This window comes from Mesorhizobium sp. B3-1-7 (assembly GCF_006439385.1).
Taxonomy (GTDB): Bacteria; Pseudomonadota; Alphaproteobacteria; order Rhizobiales; family Rhizobiaceae; genus Mesorhizobium.
On record NZ_VFTL01000035.1, the window covers coordinates 39,631 to 58,071 of the forward strand.

The 18,441-nt window shown below is 63.4% G+C and carries 19 protein-coding genes; 13 read left to right on the top strand and 6 right to left on the bottom strand.

Annotation, left to right across the window (positions count from 1 at the left end; genetic code table 11):
* Nucleotides 1-4 precede the first annotated feature (4 nt).
* Genes FJ417_RS25545 through FJ417_RS25555 form a run of 3 tightly spaced genes read left to right on the top strand, consistent with a single transcriptional unit; the run spans nt 5 to nt 3,862 of the window.
* A complete protein-coding gene (locus tag FJ417_RS25545) occupies nt 5-958 on the top strand; it encodes an ABC transporter permease (RefSeq protein WP_140657718.1) in 954 nt (317 codons plus the stop codon).
* Nucleotides 955-1,836: an ABC transporter permease gene (locus tag FJ417_RS25550; protein ID WP_140785339.1), complete on the top strand. Its 882-nt coding sequence runs from the start codon at nt 955-957 to the stop codon at nt 1,834-1,836. Before FJ417_RS25545 ends, FJ417_RS25550 begins: the two co-directional genes overlap by 4 nt.
* Nucleotides 1,829-3,862, top strand: a complete 2,034-nt coding sequence (locus FJ417_RS25555; RefSeq protein WP_140785340.1) for an ABC transporter ATP-binding protein — start codon at nt 1,829-1,831, stop codon at nt 3,860-3,862. Before FJ417_RS25550 ends, FJ417_RS25555 begins: the two co-directional genes overlap by 8 nt.
* 6 nt (nt 3,863-3,868) lie before the next feature.
* Here FJ417_RS25555 and FJ417_RS25560 read toward each other — a convergent pair whose 3' ends face one another.
* A complete protein-coding gene (locus FJ417_RS25560) occupies nt 3,869-4,777 on the bottom strand; it encodes a LysR family transcriptional regulator (protein ID WP_140785341.1) in 909 nt (302 codons plus the stop codon).
* Between the two features lie 126 nt (nt 4,778-4,903).
* Between FJ417_RS25560 and FJ417_RS25565 the strand changes: the two genes are divergently transcribed.
* The 3 genes from FJ417_RS25565 (at nt 4,904) to FJ417_RS25575 (ending at nt 8,303) form a co-directional block, all read left to right on the top strand.
* Nucleotides 4,904-6,562 (top strand): ABC transporter substrate-binding protein, encoded by a 1,659-nt coding sequence (locus FJ417_RS25565; protein ID WP_140785342.1) that lies wholly within the window; start codon nt 4,904-4,906, stop codon nt 6,560-6,562.
* A gap of 2 nt (nt 6,563-6,564) precedes the next feature.
* Nucleotides 6,565-7,455, top strand: a complete 891-nt coding sequence (locus tag FJ417_RS25570; RefSeq protein ID WP_140785360.1) for a DUF427 domain-containing protein — start codon at nt 6,565-6,567, stop codon at nt 7,453-7,455.
* 83 nt (nt 7,456-7,538) lie between these two features.
* Entirely contained in the window at nt 7,539-8,303 is a 765-nt protein-coding gene (locus FJ417_RS25575; protein WP_140785343.1) for an SDR family oxidoreductase, read from the top strand.
* A 73-nt stretch (nt 8,304-8,376) separates the two neighbouring features.
* On the opposite strand, the gene FJ417_RS25580 is transcribed toward FJ417_RS25575, so the two are convergent.
* A complete protein-coding gene (locus FJ417_RS25580; protein WP_140785344.1) occupies nt 8,377-9,735 on the bottom strand; it encodes an NAD(P)/FAD-dependent oxidoreductase in 1,359 nt (452 codons plus the stop codon).
* 262 nt (nt 9,736-9,997) lie between these two features.
* Here FJ417_RS25580 and FJ417_RS25585 point away from each other — a divergent pair, with 262 nt between their 5' ends.
* A complete protein-coding gene (locus FJ417_RS25585) occupies nt 9,998-10,720 on the top strand; it encodes an XRE family transcriptional regulator (protein WP_140657734.1) in 723 nt (240 codons plus the stop codon).
* A gap of 249 nt (nt 10,721-10,969) precedes the next feature.
* On the opposite strand, the gene FJ417_RS25590 is transcribed toward FJ417_RS25585, so the two are convergent.
* The 4 genes from FJ417_RS25590 to FJ417_RS25605 are packed head-to-tail and all read right to left on the bottom strand — an operon-like array spanning nt 10,970 to nt 14,754.
* Nucleotides 10,970-12,010 (bottom strand): DUF3445 domain-containing protein, encoded by a 1,041-nt coding sequence (locus tag FJ417_RS25590; RefSeq protein ID WP_140785345.1) that lies wholly within the window; start codon nt 12,008-12,010, stop codon nt 10,970-10,972.
* A gap of 9 nt (nt 12,011-12,019) precedes the next feature.
* Nucleotides 12,020-12,985: a PDR/VanB family oxidoreductase gene (locus tag FJ417_RS25595; protein WP_140785346.1), complete on the bottom strand. Its 966-nt coding sequence runs from the start codon at nt 12,983-12,985 to the stop codon at nt 12,020-12,022.
* The gene (locus FJ417_RS25600; protein ID WP_140657741.1) at nt 12,982-13,578 is read right to left on the bottom strand and encodes a dimethylamine monooxygenase subunit DmmA family protein; all 597 of its coding nucleotides are present in this window, start codon (nt 13,576-13,578) and stop codon (nt 12,982-12,984) included. The genes FJ417_RS25595 and FJ417_RS25600 overlap by 4 nt, the downstream gene beginning before the upstream one ends.
* A 42-nt stretch (nt 13,579-13,620) precedes the next feature.
* The gene (locus tag FJ417_RS25605; RefSeq protein ID WP_140785347.1) at nt 13,621-14,754 is read right to left on the bottom strand and encodes an aminomethyltransferase family protein; all 1,134 of its coding nucleotides are present in this window, start codon (nt 14,752-14,754) and stop codon (nt 13,621-13,623) included.
* Nucleotides 14,755-15,038: 284 nt separating this feature from the next.
* On the opposite strand from FJ417_RS25605, the gene FJ417_RS25610 reads away from it, so the two are divergent.
* The 6 genes from FJ417_RS25610 to FJ417_RS25635 are packed head-to-tail and all read left to right on the top strand — an operon-like array spanning nt 15,039 to nt 18,407.
* Complete coding sequence (locus tag FJ417_RS25610; protein ID WP_095768768.1) at nt 15,039-15,326, top strand: hypothetical protein; 288 nt, start codon at nt 15,039-15,041, stop codon at nt 15,324-15,326.
* 11 nt (nt 15,327-15,337) lie between these two features.
* Entirely contained in the window at nt 15,338-15,715 is a 378-nt protein-coding gene (locus FJ417_RS25615; RefSeq protein ID WP_140785348.1) for a hypothetical protein, read from the top strand.
* Between the two features lie 49 nt (nt 15,716-15,764).
* Nucleotides 15,765-15,926, top strand: a complete 162-nt coding sequence (locus FJ417_RS25620; protein ID WP_140657747.1) for a hypothetical protein — start codon at nt 15,765-15,767, stop codon at nt 15,924-15,926.
* A 12-nt stretch (nt 15,927-15,938) separates the two neighbouring features.
* Nucleotides 15,939-17,345: an APC family permease gene (locus tag FJ417_RS25625; RefSeq protein ID WP_140657749.1), complete on the top strand. Its 1,407-nt coding sequence runs from the start codon at nt 15,939-15,941 to the stop codon at nt 17,343-17,345.
* Between the two features lie 46 nt (nt 17,346-17,391).
* The gene (locus FJ417_RS25630; RefSeq protein WP_181183295.1) at nt 17,392-18,081 is read left to right on the top strand and encodes a hypothetical protein; all 690 of its coding nucleotides are present in this window, start codon (nt 17,392-17,394) and stop codon (nt 18,079-18,081) included.
* Nucleotides 18,078-18,407, top strand: coding sequence for a hypothetical protein (locus FJ417_RS25635; protein ID WP_140785349.1), 330 nt, complete (start codon nt 18,078-18,080; stop codon nt 18,405-18,407). Before FJ417_RS25630 ends, FJ417_RS25635 begins: the two co-directional genes overlap by 4 nt.
* The last annotated feature ends 34 nt before the right edge of the window (nt 18,408-18,441 follow it).

Genomic DNA, 18,441 nt, shown 5'->3' on the forward strand with positions numbered 1-18,441 from the left:
TGCCATTCTAGCTTTCCTCGTCCGGCGCCTGGCACTGTCGCTCGTCACGCTGTTCCTGCTCAGCGTCATGGTGTTCCTTGGCGGCCAGGTGCTGCCTGGCAATGTCGGGCGGGCCATTCTGGGGCCGTTCGCCGACCAGCGCGCGGTGGATGCGCTGAACCATTCGCTCGGCGTCGACCGGCCGCTGCTCATCCAATATGGCAGCTGGATCTGGAATTTTCTGCACGGCGACATGGGCACCTCCTATGTCTTCCGCGCGCCGGTGGCGCCGTTCGTCATCGATGCCTTGGGCAATTCGATGAAGCTGGCGCTGGTCGCCTTCGTGCTGGTGGTGCCGATCGGCATCCTCGGCGGGGTGATCGCCGCGCTCAATTTCAACCGGCCGCTCGACCGCATCATCAGCCTCGGCGGCCTGTCGGTCACGGTGCTGCCCGAGTTCGTCACCGGCATCATCCTGATCCTGATCTTCGGGGTGTGGCTGCGCTGGCTGCCGATCGCCGCCGCCTGGCCGAAAGGCGCCGGCTTCTTCACCCAGCTCTACTACCTGATCCTGCCCTCGCTGCCGCTGTTTTTGGTGCTGTTCGGCTATATCGCGCGCATGGCGCGCTCCGGCATGATCGAGGCGCTCGATTCCGACTATACGCGCACCGCGGTTCTCAAGGGCCTGCCGTGGCGCACGGTGATCTGGCGCCATGTGCTGCGCAACGCGCTGTTGCCGACCATCACGGTGATCGCCACCCAGACCGGCTATCTCATCGGCGGCCTGGTCGTGATCGAGACGCTGTTCCGCTACCAAGGCATCGGCTCGCTGATCTTCACCGCCGCGCGCGGCAAGGACTTCCCGATGCTCGAAGCCGGCATCCTCACCATCGGCATCGTCTATGCGGTGGCGACCTTGATCGCCGACTTCCTCTATTCCGTGCTCAATCCGCGCATCCGGCTGGGAGCAGAGCAATGAGCGCGACAGACACCCAAGCCAGCCTGCCGGCGCCCGATACCGCACAGCGCAGCCCTTGGGGCGAAGTGCTGCATTCGCTCTCCAGGTCCGGCACCTTCCTGACCGGGCTTTTCATCCTTTTGTTCTGGGTTGTCTGCGCGCTGTTCGGCCAGCACTTCGTCCCCTACGACCCGCTGGCAAGCGACATCATCAACGCGCTGACGCCGCCGGCGGCCGATCACTGGTTCGGCACCGACCAGCTCGGCCGCGACGTGTTCTCGCGCGTCATCGTCGGCTCGCGCGACATCCTGACGGTAGCGCCGCTGGCCACCATCCTTGCGACCATCGCCGGCACCGCGCTCGGCCTCGTCATCGGCTATTTCCGCGGCATCGTCGACGACATCGTCAGCCGCGTGCTCGAAGCCTTCATGGCGATCCCGGTGGTGATCATCGCGCTGCTCGCCATCGTCGCGCTCGGCACCTCGAAGATCACCGTCATCGTCGTCATCGGCCTGAGCTTCGCGCCGATCATCGCCCGCACCGTGCGCTCGGCGGTGCTGGCCGAACGCGAGCTCGACTATGTGGCCGCGGCAAAGCTGCGCCACGAGGGCGCGCTGCACACCATGTTCGTCGAGATCCTGCCCAACGTCATCCCGCCGATCCTGGTCGAGACGACGGTGCGGCTGGGCTACGCCATCTTCGCGGTGGCCACGCTCTCCTTCATGGGCTTCGGCATCCAGCCGCCTTCGCCCGACTGGGGCCTGTCGATTTCCTCCAATTACGGCATGATCGGCGGCGGCTTCTGGTGGACGGTGCTGTTCGATGCCCTGGCCATCGCCTCGCTGGTGATCGGCGTCAACCTGGTGGCCGACGGCGTGCATGGAGCGTTCAATGACTGAGCCTAGCCAAGCCGCCAACGCGCTCGAGCTGAAGGACCTCTCGGTCGCCTATCGCGTCGGCCGCCGCAACCGGGCGGTGCTGCGCAACGTCAACCTGACCATCGGGGCCGGCGAAGCCTACGGGCTGGTCGGTGAATCCGGCTGCGGCAAATCCACCGTGGCACTTTCGGTGGTGCGCTATCTGCCGCGCAACGGCTCCATCACCGGCGGCTCGATCGCGCTCGACGGCAAGGATGTGATGAAGCTCGACGCGGAAGCGCTGCGGCGCGCCCGCGCGGACAGCGTGTCGATGGTCTACCAGGATCCCGGCAAGGCGCTGAACCCGTCGCTGCGCATCGGCCGCCAGCTGACCGAGATTTTCGAGCTTACCGGCGTCACCGGACAGGCGGCGCAAGACAAGGCGCTCGCCATGCTGAACCGGGTGCGCATCTCCGATCCGGCCAGCGTCATGCAGCGCTATCCGCATCAGCTTTCCGGCGGCATGCAGCAGCGCGTGGCGATCGCCATGGCCTTGGCCAACGACCCCTCGATGCTGATCCTCGACGAGCCGACGACAGGCCTCGACGCCACGGTCGAAGCGGAAGTGCTCGACCTGATCGGGCAGTTGCGGCGCGAGCTGTCGGCCTCGATCCTGTTCATCAGCCACAACCTCGCCGTCGTCTCCAACATGTGCGACCGCGTCGGCGTGCTCTATGCCGGCATGCTGGTCGAGGAAGGCTCGACCAAGGACGTCTTCAACGATCCGCGCCATCCTTACACGGTGGCGCTGCTGCGCTGCCTGCCGCGCGGCGGCCAGCGCAAGGACCAGGGCCGGCTCGACACCATTCCGGGCTTCCTGCCCGGCATCGGCGCCACCATCACGGGCTGCGCCTTCGCCGACCGCTGCGCTTTGGCCACCGAACGCTGCCGCGCCGAGCCGCCGCCACTCTACGAGCTCGGCGACGGCCGGCTGTCGCGCTGCCACTATCACGACAAGGCGCAGTCGCTGCCGCGGGCCACGCCCGCCGAGATCGCTGCCGTCCCGCCGAAGCAGGCGCCGCCGGTGCTGCAGGTCGAGGGGCTGAACAAGACCTATGCCAGCCACGGCCGCCCGCTGCGGGCGGTCAAGGACGTCTCGGTCAGCCTGAGGCCCGGCGAGACTCTTGGCCTGGTCGGCGAATCCGGCAGCGGCAAGACCACCTTCGCGCGGCTCCTGCTCGGCCTCGTCGCACCAGACGACGGCGGCTCGATCGAGCTCGAGGGCAAGCAGTTGGCGCCGCGGCTCGCCAGCCGCTCGGAAGACCAGGTCAAGGCAGTGCAGATCGTCTTCCAGAATCCGGACTCGGCGCTCAACCGCTCGCATTCGATCCGGCATATATTGAGCCGAGCCCTGAAGCGGCTGGGCGGGCTCAGCGGCAAGACGCTGGATACACGCCTGGAAGAGCTCGTCCGCTCGGTGCGGCTCACCGACCGGCATCTCGCGGTCAAGCCGCGCCAGCTGTCGGGCGGGCTGAAGCAGCGCGTGGCGATCGCGCGCGCCTTCGCCGGCGATCCGCGCATCGTCGTGTGCGACGAGCCGACCTCGGCGCTCGACGTCTCGGTGCAGGCGGCGATCCTCAACCTTCTGGCCGACCTGCAGTCGAGGCAGGATGTCAGCTATATCTTCATCTCGCACGACCTTGGCGTGGTGCGCTATCTCTCCGACAAGATCGCCGTGCTCTATCTTGGCCGCATCATGGAGTTCGGGCCGTCGGAGGCGGTGTTTTCCGGCCCGCACCATCCCTACACCGAAGCGCTGCTGTCGGCGGTTCCAAAACTCGACCGCACCGAGAGCTCGCGCATCCGTCTCGACGGCGAAATCCCAAGTGCGGCCAACCCGCCGACGGGCTGCGTCTTCCACACGCGCTGCCCACGCAAGATCGGCGCCATCTGCGAGACGCAGGAGCCTGACCTCACCGAGGCCCAACCAGGCCACACGATCCGCTGCCATATCCCCTTCGCGGAATTGGCACGGCTGCAGAGGTCGAAGACCGTGGAGACGGCCTGACGGCAATCAGGGCACCGGCGCATCCGCCATGCTGAGGGCGCGGTCGCCCTCGGCAAAGCCGCTTGCGTCCGACCAGTCCCTTACCAGCATGCGGAGGCCTTTCAGCGCAATATTGAGAGCATCGGACGATGCCGGATTCGCGGGATAGGCAAGATAGATCGGGCGCTGGAACACCGGGGTGCCCTCCACGCGCTTCAACTCGCCGCGCTCGATATGCGAGCTCACCGCGCTGAGCGGCAAGTAAGCGGCCGCCTTCTGCGACAGGACGTGTTGCAGGCCGATGAACACCAGCCCGGCCGAGATCGCCGGCTTCACCATCCCGGCAAAGGCACGGTCGTGCTCGATACGGAACTCCAGCCCCCAGTCCATCAGGATGTAGTTGTCGGTCCACGATCCTGGCTGCTCGGCGTGCTGGACCAGCACCACCTGATCGACAGCAAATGTCTCATAGACGATGCCGGGATGCGGCTTGGGCAAATAAAGGATGCAGATGTCGAGCAGGCCTTCGGCCATCTGGTCGATCGCAAGGTCGGGGAAACTGCCTTCCAGACGCAGCGCAACGTTCGGCCGCTTCGCGCGCATCCAGTCGATCCAGGGCGAAGTGATGATGTCCCAGAGGTAGGCGGGCGCGGTCAGCCTCAGCAATGTCTCGTAGCCATCGGGAACGGCGATGTCCTGGCGCGATTGCTCCCAGGTGCGGGTGATCGTCGAGGCATGCGGCAGGAACTGCCGGCCGGCCGGCGACAGCGTGACGCCGTCACTATCGCGAACGAACAGCTTGCGGCCCAACTGTTCCTCGAGGCCGCGAATGCGCGCGCTGACGGTGGACTGGGCGAGGTTCAGCCGATGAGCGGCGACGGTGAAGCTGCCATGCGCCGCGACCTCCAGGAAACTGCGCAGATTCTCGGTGTCCATGGTTCCTCGCCTTTCAGTGGACGCCATCGAAAATTCCGATGGCTCCAATCAAAAAATATCGCTTTCCGGTCGCGGTCAACAGTGGCCTAAATGCCAAAGTTCCCGCGACAAACAAGGAATGCCGCCATGCCGAAGCATTTCAGGACGATCGACGCCGCTCGCAAAACCCTCGGTGCAATCGAAAATTCCGCTGTCGACGAATTGCTCGCCGGCAGGATCGGCCGGCGCGAATTCCTGCGCCATGGCAGCGTGCTCGGCTTGTCGCTGCCTTTCCTCGGCGGCATCGCTTCGGCGATCGGCCTCGGCGCTCCGCAAGCGCGTGCCGAAGGCAAGCCAGGCGGCACGGTGCGCGCCGGCGTCGCGGTGCCGGGCGGCGCCATCGATCCCGTCACCTTCTATGACAGCGGCAGCTATCAGCTGGTTTTCCAGACGGCCGAGTTCCTGTGCGTGACGCAGCCGGACCTGACGCTGAAGCCGGTGCTGGCCGAAAGCTGGTCGCCCAACGCCGACGGCAGCGTGTGGACCTTCAAGCTGCGCAAGGGCGTGAAATTCCACAATGGCGAGGATTTTAAAGCCGACGACGTCGTGGCGACCTTCGATCGCCTTGCCGACCCGAATGGCACGTCCAACGCTCTGTCGGTGTTCAAGGGCCTGCTGTCGAAGGGCGGCACGCGCAAGGTCGACGACCACACGGTCGAATTCCATCTCGACGCGCCGAACGGCAGCTTCCCCTATTCGGTGTCGATCGACAATTACAACGCCGTCATCCTGCCGGCGAGCTACAAGGGCGACTACGAGAAGACCTTCGAAGGCACCGGTCCGTTCCGGCTCGAAAGCTACACGCCGAAGGTCGGCGCCAGCTTCGTGCGCAATCCCGACTATTGGGGCGAGAAAGCGCTGCCCGACCGGCTCGAGTTCAAGTTCTATGCCGACGTGCAGCCGCGCATCCTGGCGCTGCAGGCGGGCGAGGTCGACGTTCTCGACGCGATCCCGCTCGACGTCAGCCAGGTGGTGCTGGGCAATCCCGACATCACCGTGCTGCGCGTCGCCTCGACCGCGCATCGCCAGCTCCATATGCGCTGCGACATGGCGCCCTTCACCGACAAGCGCGTGCGCCAGGGGCTGGCCTTGTGCATCGACCGCTCCCAACTGGTCGACGGACTCTGCCACGGCATGGCCGCGACCGGCAATGACAGCCCGTTCGCGCCGGCCTTCCCGGTCACCGACAAGTCGGTGCCGCAGCGTACGCAGGACATCGCCAAGGCCAAGCAACTGATGGAAGCGGCGGGGCTCGCCAACGGCTTCGACATGACGCTGACGACGCTGCGCTATTCCGACATTCCCGGCTACGCGCAACTGTTCCAGAACTTCGCCAAGGAGATCGGCGCCCGCATCTCGCTCAACATCGAGGATCAGGACAAATATTACGGCAAGGCGGTGTTCGGCCAGTCGGACTGGCTGGACAGCCCGCTCGGCATCACCGACTACGCGCATCGCAGCGTGCCGAACGTCTTCCTGAAGAGCCCTTTGGTCAGCGATGGTCCGTGGAACGCGGCGCATTTCAAGAACGCGACCTATGACGGCATGGTCGCCAGCTATTTGAAGGCGCTCGACCTCGACTCCCAGCGCAAGGCCGCTTCCGACATCCAGAAGCTGCTGCTGGACGAGACGCCTGTGATCTTCAGCTATTTCCCGGACCTTCTGGTGCCGGTGCGCAAGACTGTCAGCGGCCTGCCGCCGATCGCGGCCGGGCTGCTGCTCGATCGCGTATCGGTGGCGTCATGACCATGGTTGCGCGAAAGAACCCGGCGGCAAACGACGAGAAGAGGACGACGACCATTCGCAAGCCCCATCTGCGCGGCCGCGGGCCGCATTTCCCGGTGCTCGACAACATCGTGCAGTACGAGTTCGAACCGGGCTATGTCGCCTTCACCATGCCATCGCCCAAACGGATCAGGGTGCAGATCGGGCCGATGATCGTCGCCGATACCACCAAGGCGCTGGTGTTCCAGGAGAGCGACCATTTGCCCGTATACTACTTCCCGATGAGCGACGTGCGGGAAGAGTTCCTGCTGCCGAGCCGGACGACTACGGAAGATCCGTTCAAGGGCGTCGCCACGCATTACTCGCTGAACACCGGCATCACGCTGGTCGAGGACGGCGCCTGGCGCTACCTCGACCCCGTCAAGGGCTGTCCGCCGATCGCCGACTACATCTCTTTCCACTGGCCGAAGATGACCCACTGGTATGAAGAGGACGAAGAGATCTTCGTGCACGCCCGCGATCCGTTCCGCCGCGTCGACTGCCTGCCTTCATCGCGGCGCGTGCAGGTGATCCTCGACGGCGAGCAGGTGGCCGATTCGCGGCGCGGCGTGTTCCTGTTCGAGACCGGCCATCCGGTGCGGCATTATCTGCCGATCTCGGACACCCGGCTCGATATGTTTTCGCCCAGCCGCTACATCTCGCGCTGCCCTTACAAGGGCATCTCCAACTATTACCATGTGACGACGCCGAAGAAGCGGCACGAGAACCTGGTCTGGTACTATCCAGAGCCGGTGCACGAGGCCGAGCGGATCAAGGGGCTGGTCTGCTTCCACCATGAGCTGGTCGACAAGATCCTGGTCGACGGGGTGGAAATCCCGAAGGAAGCTACGGCGGCATCGGACGGCTATTTCTGAGCCGCGAGGCGGCCCGCCCACAGGACCGCTTGATCGGGGCATAATTCAGCGCATACCTTCCCTGCGGTCAGGGAGGGCTAACAATGGATCTCTTCAAGCTGAGTGGTGACGTCGCGCTGGTCACCGGCGCAGGCAGCGGAATCGGCCAGGCTATCGCGATCGGGCTGGCCGAAGCAGGCGCCGACGTCGCTTGTTTCGGCCATGCGTCCAGGGGCGGGCTTGAAGAGACCGCTCACAGAATCACAGCACTTGGCCGCAAAGCGCTGGCGCTGACCGGCACGGTTACCTCCGACAGCGACCTCGCGACGGCGATCGATCGCGTTGAGGCTGAACTCGGCGCGCTGACCGTCGCCGTCAACAATGCCGGCATCGCCGGCTCCGACCCTGCCGAGACATTGTCGCTGGAGACGTGGCGCAAGATTCACGATGTCAACGTGGCGGGCGTGTTCTTGTCCTGCCAGGCTGAAGCGCGCAAGATGCTGACGCGGCAAAGAGGCTCCATCATCAACATCGCCTCGATGTCGGGCACAATCGTCAACCGGGGACTGACGCAGGCGCATTACAATTCCTCCAAGGCCGCCGTCATCCACATGTCGAAGAGCCTCGCCATGGAGTGGGCCGATCGCGGCCTGCGCGTCAATGTCATCAGCCCCGGCTACACGTTGACGCCGATGAACAAACGGCCCGAGGTGGCGGAAGAAGTGAAGGTTTTCAAACGCGACACGCCCATGGGTCGCATGGCGGCGCCGGAGGAAATGGTCGGACCGACCGTGTTCCTGGCCAGCCGCGCGTCTAGCTTCGTGACCGGCCTCGACCTGATCGTCGATGGCGGCTACGTTTGCTGGTAGATCGTGTGGAGTGTCCCGCGAGACACCCCACACATTTTGATTTCACATCGGAAGCGTTGGCGTGAGCGCCGTCCTACTCGGCCGCGACCCCTTTCACCTCGAGATAGCTCTCCATGGAATCGTCCAACGCCTGCAGCCAGGGCGTATGATGGACCGGCGCCATGGTGCCGGTCATCAGCGAGCGGTAGGCATTGTCGCGGAAGGTCATGATGTTTTCCATCTTGTGGTGCTCCCACTCCATGAAGGTGTGGTTGACCGCCTCGACGTCGAAGCCCGGATAGTCGGTCTGGTCCATCAGTTCCTTGGTGTAGTCGCCCTGGAACCAGATCATCTGCTCGGCGTCTTCCAGCGTCTCTTCGCGCGCACGCCACTTGGCGCCGTGCTCGGCCATCGCCTGGGCCGACGGCAGCTTGATGCGGCCTATGATGACGTCGCGCGCGTACCAGGCCTGCGCGTCGAACATGTTGAAGGTGTAGAACTGGTCCTGCATGCCGATGTAGAAAAGCTTCGGGTTCTTCTCCCAGACGACGCCTTCATAGAGATCGAGCGGCCACATCCGGTTGGCGGTCTTGAGCTTGAGGTCGTCGGTCAGGAACGGGAAGGAATGCAGGTAGCCGGTGCAAAGGATGATGGCGTCCACGTCCTTGGTGGTGCCGTCCTTGAAGTGCGCCGTTTTGCCGACGACCTTCTGCAGCAGCGGCACTTCCTTCCAGTTCTCCGGCCATTTGAAGCCCATCGGCTTGGAGCGGTAGCTGGAGGTGATCGATTTGGCGCCGTATTTGTAGCATTGCGAACCGATATCCTCGGCCGAGTAGGAACGCCCGATGATGAGGATGTCCTTGCCCTTGAACTCCATGGCGTCGCGGAAATCATGGCTGTGCAGGATGCGGCCGTTGAAGGTCAGGAAGCCTTCGAAGAAGGGGACGTTGGGCACCGAGAAATGGCCTGAGGCGACCACGACGTTGTCGAACTCTTCCGAGTAGGTCACGTCGTTGCTGCGGTCATGCGCGGTGACGGTGAATTTCCCGGTCTCGTCGGAATAGGTCACCATGCGCACCGGGCTGTTGAAGCGCACCCAGTCGCGCAGGCCCGATTTCTCGACGCGGCCCTTGATGTAATCCCACAGCACGGCGCGCGGCGGATAAGAGGCGATCGGCCGGCTGAAATGCTCCTCGAAGGTGTAGTCGGCGAATTCGAGGCATTCCTTCGGGCCGTTCGACCACAGATAGCGGTACATCGAGCCATGCACCGGATCGCCATGTTCGTCGAGGCCGGTGCGCCAGGTGTAGTTCCACAGGCCGCCCCAGTCGCTCTGCTTTTCGAAACAGACGATTTCCGGGATCTCGGCGCCCTTGTCGGCAGCCGACTTGAAGGCCCTTAGCTGCGCCAGACCGGACGGTCCGGCGCCGATGACGGCAACACGAGATTTCATTGCGGGCCTCCTCTTTTTTTGATTTCCCCAGCGAAACAAATTTCACTCACAGTGACAGTAATTGGGTCTTCGGTGCTGTCAACAAACATCTGCGGCAACGACGTTTGCGTGAAACGGTTTTTGTGCGCAAAAGCCGTGGCGTTCGCGTCCCAGCCATCGGTCCCCAGCGACACTCGTCGGCTTGCAGTCGCGGTTGCGCTCTTGTATCGCCACCGCATATGTTCACCTTGAGTGAAATAAATCCGCGAGAGTCGGGGGCGACATGGCGAACAAGAATTCCGGCACCAGGTCCACCGATGCGGCAGCGAAGGGCAAGGCGCCGTCGAAGCGCGTTTCGGCGGACGGGCGCACGATCCGCACGCCGCTGACGCAGAATCCGCACGCCATCCGCGACACGCGCGAGAAGGTGCTGGAGGTGGCGATCGGCCATGAGGTCCGCGCATTCCGCAAGAAGCTCGGCATCACCGTCGCCGACCTCGCCACGGCAACAGACATTTCGCTCGGCATGCTGTCGAAGATCGAGAACGGCATCACCTCGCCATCGCTGACGACATTGCAGGCGCTGTCGCGGGCGCTGGGCGTTCCGGTGACCGCCTTCTTCCGCCGTTTCGAGGAAGAGCACAGCGCCGTCTTCGTCAAGGCCGGCGAAGGCGTCGACGTCGAGCGGCGCGGCACGCGCGCCGGCCACCAGTATAATCTGCTCGGCCACATCGGCGCCAACACCAGCGGTGTCGTCGTCGAGCCCTATCTCATCACGCTCACCGAGAATTCGGACGTGTTCCCGACCTTCCAGCATGCCGGCATGGAGTTCCTCTACATGCTCGAGGGCGAAGTCGTTTACCGGCACGGCAACAATCTCTATCCGATGAAGCCGGGCGACAGCCTGTTCTTCGACGCCGACGCGCCGCACGGACCGGAAGAGCTGACGCAGCTTCCGATGCGATATCTGTCGATCATCTGCTATCCGCAGAACAGGGCCGGGTGATTGGCTGATCCCGCCCTTACCGCGCTCGTCATTCTAGGGCGAAGCAGGGAGCGAAGCGACGCGCGCAGACCCTAGAATCCATGCCGCGACGCTAAAGCGTTGCAACGGTTACGGAATTCCGCGCACTTGCACCCTACACCCGAGGCCACGGCATGGATACTCGGGTCAAGCCCGAGTATGACGACATCATGGGGGTTTCGGCCAATCTCCGACGTCGGCGCCGGGGCGCCCAAGGCGGAGATCAGCGGTTCAATCCGGCCCGAATCCCGGTGACGTCGGGCTGCCGTCGTCGAGCTTCGAGAGCCACTCGACCAGCGTCGGCCGATACCGCGTCAGGCCCTTGTAGGTGGCGAGCTCTTCCGGCAGGTCGCGGATGACGCGGTGCAGGCGGCGCGCCCATTTCGGCTGCGTCACCAGTTCGTCCATCTTGATCAGGTAGCAGCGGATCGGGAAGACGATGCCGTTGGAGCGCGGCAGACGCCAGAAGCTCTGCAATTCGACGCGCAGATGCACCTTGTCGCCGACATTTTCGGGCGTGACGGTGGCGCGGTCCGGACCCCATTTGTGATAATTCTCAGGGCTGGTGTCGAGGCGCGGATTGATGGTCATCGTCCAGTTGAGGCGCCTGGCCGGCTTGCCCTGCTGGATGTTGGTGAGGAATTTCAGCGCGCGGGTGAAGATGCCCTTCTCATGCGCCAACGGCACGGGCGCGTGCCATTCGAAGAAATTCATGCCGATGTCGAAGTCGAGCGACCAGTCGGCCTGGGTCGTGACCATGCCGGCATCCATCCACAGATTGCCGTCGCGCTGGTCGAGGATGCAGAAATCGCCCTGGCTCTGGCGGGTGATGTACTCCATCGGCCCGTAGGGCAGCGTCGAGGTGTCGCCGAAGGTGAAGGTGTCGTCGATGCCGAGGGGACGGTTGATCCAGCGCCAGCGGTCGCCGTTTCGCTCCAGTGTGAAATGCTCGGGATATCCCAGCGCCTGCTGCTCCATCAGAAGCTCGAGCAGGTCCCAGCCGGCGAGCGTCATATGCGGCAGCGACTGGCAGCGCAGCGGATCCTCGGCCAGCACCAGCGCGCGGTCCTGCATCTCGGCGACATAGTGCTCGTCGACATCGATCAGGTTTTCGAGAACGCTTCCCTTAGGCCCGACGACATGCGGCTCGATGTTGACCGCGTACATGTAGGCGTCTTCGTTGAACGGGAACGGAAAGCGCCTGATGTGCTCCGGGCTGTTCTTGAAGGTGAAGTCGTCGCGAAAAGTTTCCTTGCGAAAGGTGATGCCCATTGACGCCTCCTATCTTTCCAGGACCAGCGACTTGCCCTCGAAGCGCGAGACGCAAGGCATGATCTTGCAGCCTGAACGGTGATCTTCCTCGCTCAGCCAGTGATCGTTGTGGATGAACTTGCCGTCGGACGAGATCACATTGGTCTCGCATTGGCCGCAGACGCCGCCGCGGCACAGATAAGGCGGATCGACGCCGGCTGCCTCTATGGCTTCGAGCAGGCTCTGCTGCTCGCCGACACGGATCGTCTTGCCGCTGACGGCCAAGGTCACGTCGAACGGCGCGCCGGGCTGCGGGGCCGCGAAATGCTCGAAATGCACGGTCTCCGGCGGCCAGCCGAGGCTTGCCGCGCGATCGCGCACCCAGTTGATCATGCCGGCTGGGCCGCAGACATAGAGATGCGTGCCGAGCGGCTGCGAGGACAAGAGCCGCTCGAGGTCGATGCGCTCCTCGCGGTCGTCGTGATAGAGCCTGACCCGGTTGCCGTAGCGCTCTCGGAGCACATCGGCATAGGTGCCGAGCGAAGCGGTGCGGCAGGTGTAGTGCAATTCGAAATTGCCGCCGTCCCCTGCCAGTTGCGCGGTCTGCGCCATGAAGGGCGTGATGCCGATGCCGCCAGCCAGCATCAGGTGTTTTTTTGCTCTCAGATCGAGCGAGAACAGGTTCACGGGATAGCTTATCACCATCTCCAGGCCAGGCTTGACGGACCTATGCATGAACAGCGAGCCGCCGCGGCCGACATCGTCGCGCCGGATCGAAATCGTGTATTCGCGCGTGTCGAGCGGCGAGCCCATCAGCGAATAGGGATTGAGCCTGGTGCGGTCGCCGTCGCGCATCTCGACCACGACATGGGCGCCGCCGGAAAAGGTCGGGAGCAACTCGCCGTCGCGGCGGCGGAAATGGAAGCGGGTGACGAGATCGTTGACGGGAACGACGTCGCTGACGACGACGTCGAGCTTGGTGGTGCCCGTGCTCATGGGAAGGCCTCCTCCATCGGAGGAATCTCGGAGCGATCCTCGGCGTTGATGCATACGCCCTGGAAGGCGGCGAGGCGCCGCGAATAGTGATCGCGCACCAGGAGCAGCAGGCCGCAATGCGAACAAGTGGCCGGCTGCGTGGTCACATTCTCGGTGATGCCCTTGCAGTGCACGCACTGCATGCGCCGCGCCAGCGAGCCGCGATGCTCGGTCTCAATCGAGGTGTGGTCGATGCCGGCTTCGAGCGCGGCCTGCATGGCCTGGCCGATCAGGCCCTCGGTGCCGGCCAGATAGAGACGCAGCCCCATATGGGCGTTGGTCAGCGTCTGCCTGAGCCGCGGCAGGAGGCTGGCGAAGGACGGCGGCAGATGGAGCTGAGCCGGCTTCAGCGCCTCAAGCGCCGAGATGTGCTTGCCCTCCGGGTCGGGAATAAAGACGATCTCGGCGCCGTCGAAGAAGCCGGGCGGAGCCTTGCCGGCCATGTCCGTTATCGCCAGCGCGCCTTCGGCATCGGCGATGAACAGGTGATGCTTCCCGGGCTGCGGAGAGAGCGTTCCGTAAATGGGCCGGCTGATGATCGTCTTGGCTGCCATTCTTTCCTTCGTGCCTCGAAATCCCTCCCGCTTGATGATGCCTCAGTCCTTGGCGGTCCGCTTGGTCTTTTTCGGATCGTCGAACGGCAAGGGCTGCGCCGTCGCCTTGATCGAGCCGCTCTTGTTGCGGATCTCGAGCTTGGTGTCCTTGACTGCGCAGTCGACATCGAGACGCGCGATGCCCATCGATTTCTCGACCAGCGGCGAATACATGGCGCAGGTGACCACGCCGACCTTTTTGCCGTCGCGGTAGACGGGCGCGCCTTCGTCGGCCGGCTCCTTGCCGTCGAGCAAGACGCCGTAGATCTTGAAGCGCTCCTTGCCCTTCAGCCGGTAGTGTTCCTCGGCACCGCGGAAGCCGGTCTTGCCGGGGCTGACGGTGAAGTCGAGGCCGAGTTCCCACAGCGTGTCGCCGGGGCCTTCGTTCTCGAACGGATACTTTTGGGAATTATCGTAGGGGTAGAAGAGCAGGTAGCTCTCGACGCGCAGCATGTCGAGCGTGGTGAAGCGGCACGGAATGATGCCGGCGCTCTTGCCCTCCTCGAGGATCCTGTCCCAGATCGTGCCGGCATCCTGGCCGCGGCAGAAGATCTCGTAGCCGCGCTCGCCGGTGTAGCCGGTGCGCGAGATCATCACCGGGAAACCGAAGAGCTGCGTGTGCATATGATGGAAGTAGTTGAGATCGCGGATACCGGGCACGTGCTTGGCAAGATAGTCAACGGCGGTCGGTCCCTGCAGCGACAGGTCATGCAGATTGTCGTCGAAGCGCAGCGAGACATCGCGGCCCATCGCCGCGCGCTGCAGTTCCTCGTGGCCGGTGCCGGAGCCGTGCACAACCATCCACGAGTTCGGGCTGATGCGATAGAGGATGCAGTCGTCCGTGAATTTTCCGGCTTCGTTCAACATGCAGGCATAGGCCGACTTGCCGGGATAGATCTTTTCGACGTCGCGCGTCGTGGCGAGGTCGATGAGATGCGAAGCGTGCGGCCCGGTGATGTGGACCTTCTTAAGGCCGGAGACATCCATGAGCCCGGCCTTGGTGCGGATCGCGACATATTCCGCGTCGGCATCCTTGTCGTAAGTCCAGGCGGTGCCCATGCCGCTCCAGTCCTCGAGTTTCGAGCCGAGCGCGCGATGGCGATCCGCCAGGGTCGAGAATCTCCAGGATGCCGTCATCCGATCGTCCTCCGTGCGATTTAAGTCGTTGCCGTTCCCTGCTCCTGCTTGGTGGCGGAGCTTGGTCGAATATTGACCGCAAACGGCGAAGCCCTGCAATCCCCTTAAAGCAAATAATTTCATTGTCAGGCAAATTTCTTGACCTGAACAAACGGTTTACGATGCGTAAATCCGGCTTGACAATTTCGGGAATCGAGCGGAATTTATGAAAAAAATTTCACTCTGTTGAAAGAGTGGACGCCCGGTCGGTTGCGTGGCCGGACGTCGCCAGAAGGGGAAAACCGATGTCCGACATGCAGCAGCGCATCGAAGCGCTGTACCGTTCCGACGTGCGTGGGTCCGTGCTCCTGATCGTGTGCCTGTGGGCAACGATCCTCTTCGTCCTCCTGATGACATGGCCATACATTCCGCACAGCGGCATCAAGCTCGTGGTGGCGGTTGCAGCCGCCGCGGTGCTGATCTTCAACACCGCCGCGATCCTCGCCATGCTCAACCACTACAAGGAAGACAAGGACTTCATCTACGGGCTCGACATCAAGAACGCCGACGCCGCCCGCAACCGTCAATCGTGAAGGGAGAAACCATGGCCCGCTATACCCCGCCGGAGCAAAGCAAGGCCGGACAGGTCTTCGACATCGCGGTCGTGGTGGTCGCAATCTTCGTGGCGCTCTGGCTGCCGCTGAAACTCGGGTTTGCCGGGGCGGCGAAGTCGATCGACGCGCTTGACGCCAAGACCTGGGACGCGCTCGGCCAGAACGCGACCATGGCCTCGATCTGGGAGAAGCTGGGCTACACGCCGGAGACGGCGCACGACATCATCCAGAACCGCTTCCATTACATCATCGATTGGCCGACGCTGATCATCATGGCGATCGTGCTGATCGCCTATTTCGTCTTCCTGTTCCGCGCCTCCGATAGGGAATATCGCGAGGTCATCAACGAGAAGTTCGACGACAAGTAAACTTCGACGACAAAGAGACTTCGACGACAAAGAGTCCGGGGAAAACATCATGTGGATGGGACTGTCTTACGTTTGCTGGGCCATCTCGGCCGTGCTTGCGCTGTGGATGCTCTACGACTGGTTCAAGGTCGATACGACCTATTCCGAGGAGACTTTGACGTCTTCCCGTGAAGGTGAGCTTGAAGCCGTTTCCGAAAAACACCGGATCTGAGTGGGGACTGATATGACGGCTGCGGTTGAAACGGGACAAACGACGACAATCCACGGCGACAGGGTCTCGCTGCTTCGGGTGCTCGGCCCGGCGCATGTGTGGGCGCTGGGCGTCGGCATCGTGCTGGTCGGCGAGTTCACCGGCTGGAATTTCTCCGCCGACAAGGGTGGCGCGCTCGCCGCGCTGATCGTCTGCTGGGTCGTCGGACTGCTCTACACCTCGGTCGCGATGATCGACTCGGAGGTGACGTCGACGGTCGCCGCCGCCGGCGGCCAATATGCGCAGGCCAAGCATATCGTGGGGCCACTGATGGCCTTCAACGTCGCGCTGTTCTTGGTGTTCGCCTACACCATGCTCGAAGTGTCGGACGCGATCCTGCTCGGCGACACCATCGTCGCCAAGGCCGGCGTCGAAGGACTAACGCACAATTCCTTCATCGCCGCCACCATCGTCGTGCTCGCCTGGCTCAACTATCGCGGCGTGCTGATGACGCTGAATGTCAATTTCGTCATCACCGCGATCGCCTATGTCTCGATCGTCATCCTGTTCTTCTCGGTCAGCCCGTGGACGCAAGGCGCGGTGCTGAAGCTCAACGAGCTGGTCACCCCCGCCAATGCGCTGCCCTATGGCTGGATCGGCGTGATCGCCGCCTTCCAGTTCGGTATCTGGTATTATCTCGGCATCGAGGGAACGACCCAGGCGGCCGAGGAAGTGCGCTCGCCGGCGCGCTCCCTGCCCTACGGCACCATGGCCGGCATGATCACGCTTTTGATCGCCGCCGCGATGACCTGGTATGTCTGCGCCTCGCTGATGCCCTGGGAGTATCTCGGCATCACCTATTATCCGCTGTGGGACGCCGGCAAATTGACCGGCAGCCCGCTGCTCGAAAACCTGCTCTTCATCGCGACGCTGCTTGCCGCGCTCGCCTCGGCCAATGGCTGCATCAACGACGCGGCGCGCGCCTGGTTCTCGCTCGGCCGCGACCGCTATCTGCCGAGCTGGTTCTCGGCGGTGCATCCGAAGTATCGCACGCCCTACCGCTCGATCCTGTTCCTGCTGCCGATCGCACTGGCCTTCGCCTTCATCGCCGACCTCAACCAGGCGATCACCTTCTCGATCCTGTCGGGCGTGCTGCAATACACCTTCATGAGCATCAACATCATGATGTTCCGCAAGAAGTGGCCACTGGGTTCGATCCGCCGCGGCTACACACACCCCTTCCACCCGCTGCCCGCGATCGTGCTGTTCTGCCTGTGCATGGTGACGTTCTTCGCCATCTTCCTCGGCTTCGGCTCGCAGCTGATCGCGATGACGGTGTTCTATTTCCTGATTTCGCTATGGTTCCACTTCTACCGCTACAAGTTCGTGCGGCGCGGCGACCAGTTCTCCATGCCGTGGCCGAAGCCGCAGGGTTATTGAGTGGAGTGAAGGCCCGCCTTTCGATGGCGGGCCGTGGCGTGTCGAGATGTCCGAGCTGACGTCAGTATTGCTTACCGGGGCGATCGCACTGGGTGTCGTCGTCCATATCGCCTGGCTGGCGCGTGCCGGCCGCGACAGGGCGAAGGCTGCCTTGGCCGCCGATACGGCCAGCGTTCGCAGCGTCATTGCGGAGGCCGCCGACATTTCCGACGGCACGGCCGGCGTCGTCACCTGGGCCGGTTCCTGGAACGGCCAGCGCGTCCAGCTGCGCACCATCGTCGACACGCTGGCGACACGAAAGCTGCCGACACGCTGGCTCAGCGTTTCGATCACCGAGCCTGTGGCGGTGCCGGGTACGTTCGACATGATGATGCGGCCGAATTCGGCGACGACTTTCTCCAATTTCGATCATCTTGCGCACACGCTGCCGAAGGTGCTCGGCTTTCCCGCCGACGCAGTGCTCAGGACGGACCGCAAGGGCGTCGCTTTCCCGCAGGACCTGATCGCCGCGCATACCGCCATTTTTGCCGAAAGTCGCGCCAAGGAATTGCTGGTCACGCCGAACGGCGTGCGCATCGTCTGGCTGCTGGCGGAGGCCGAACGCGCGCGTTACGGCGTGTTCCGGCAGGCGGCGTTCGGCGATACCAGGATCGATCCTGCCTCGATCGAACGCCTGCTCGCGGTGGCCTCGGGCCTGCGCGAAGCCATCAACCGGCGCGAAAGGCAGGCAGCATGAATGACGAGACCGCTTCCTCCGCCCCGGCCAATCCGTATCTCGTGCTCGGCGCGGCGGTCGTTTTGCCGGCAAGCGGCCATGTCATGCTCGGCGTGCCGGTGCGCGGCCTGCAGTTCCTGTTCTTCATGGTGATCCTTGGTTGGGTAACGACCAAGCTGGCGCCGGCCGAAGCCGGCTTCATCGGCCGCCATGCCGGCGGTTTCCTGATCTATGCCCTCTCGATCCTCGACGCTTACAGGATCGCGCGCATCCGCCATGCGATCTGGGTTCACAAGGCGCGTCCGGACGGCGATAGTGCCAAGGGTGATGTGCCGTCGAATATATAACGACAGGAAAATTTCTTTCATACCAATTGAATTT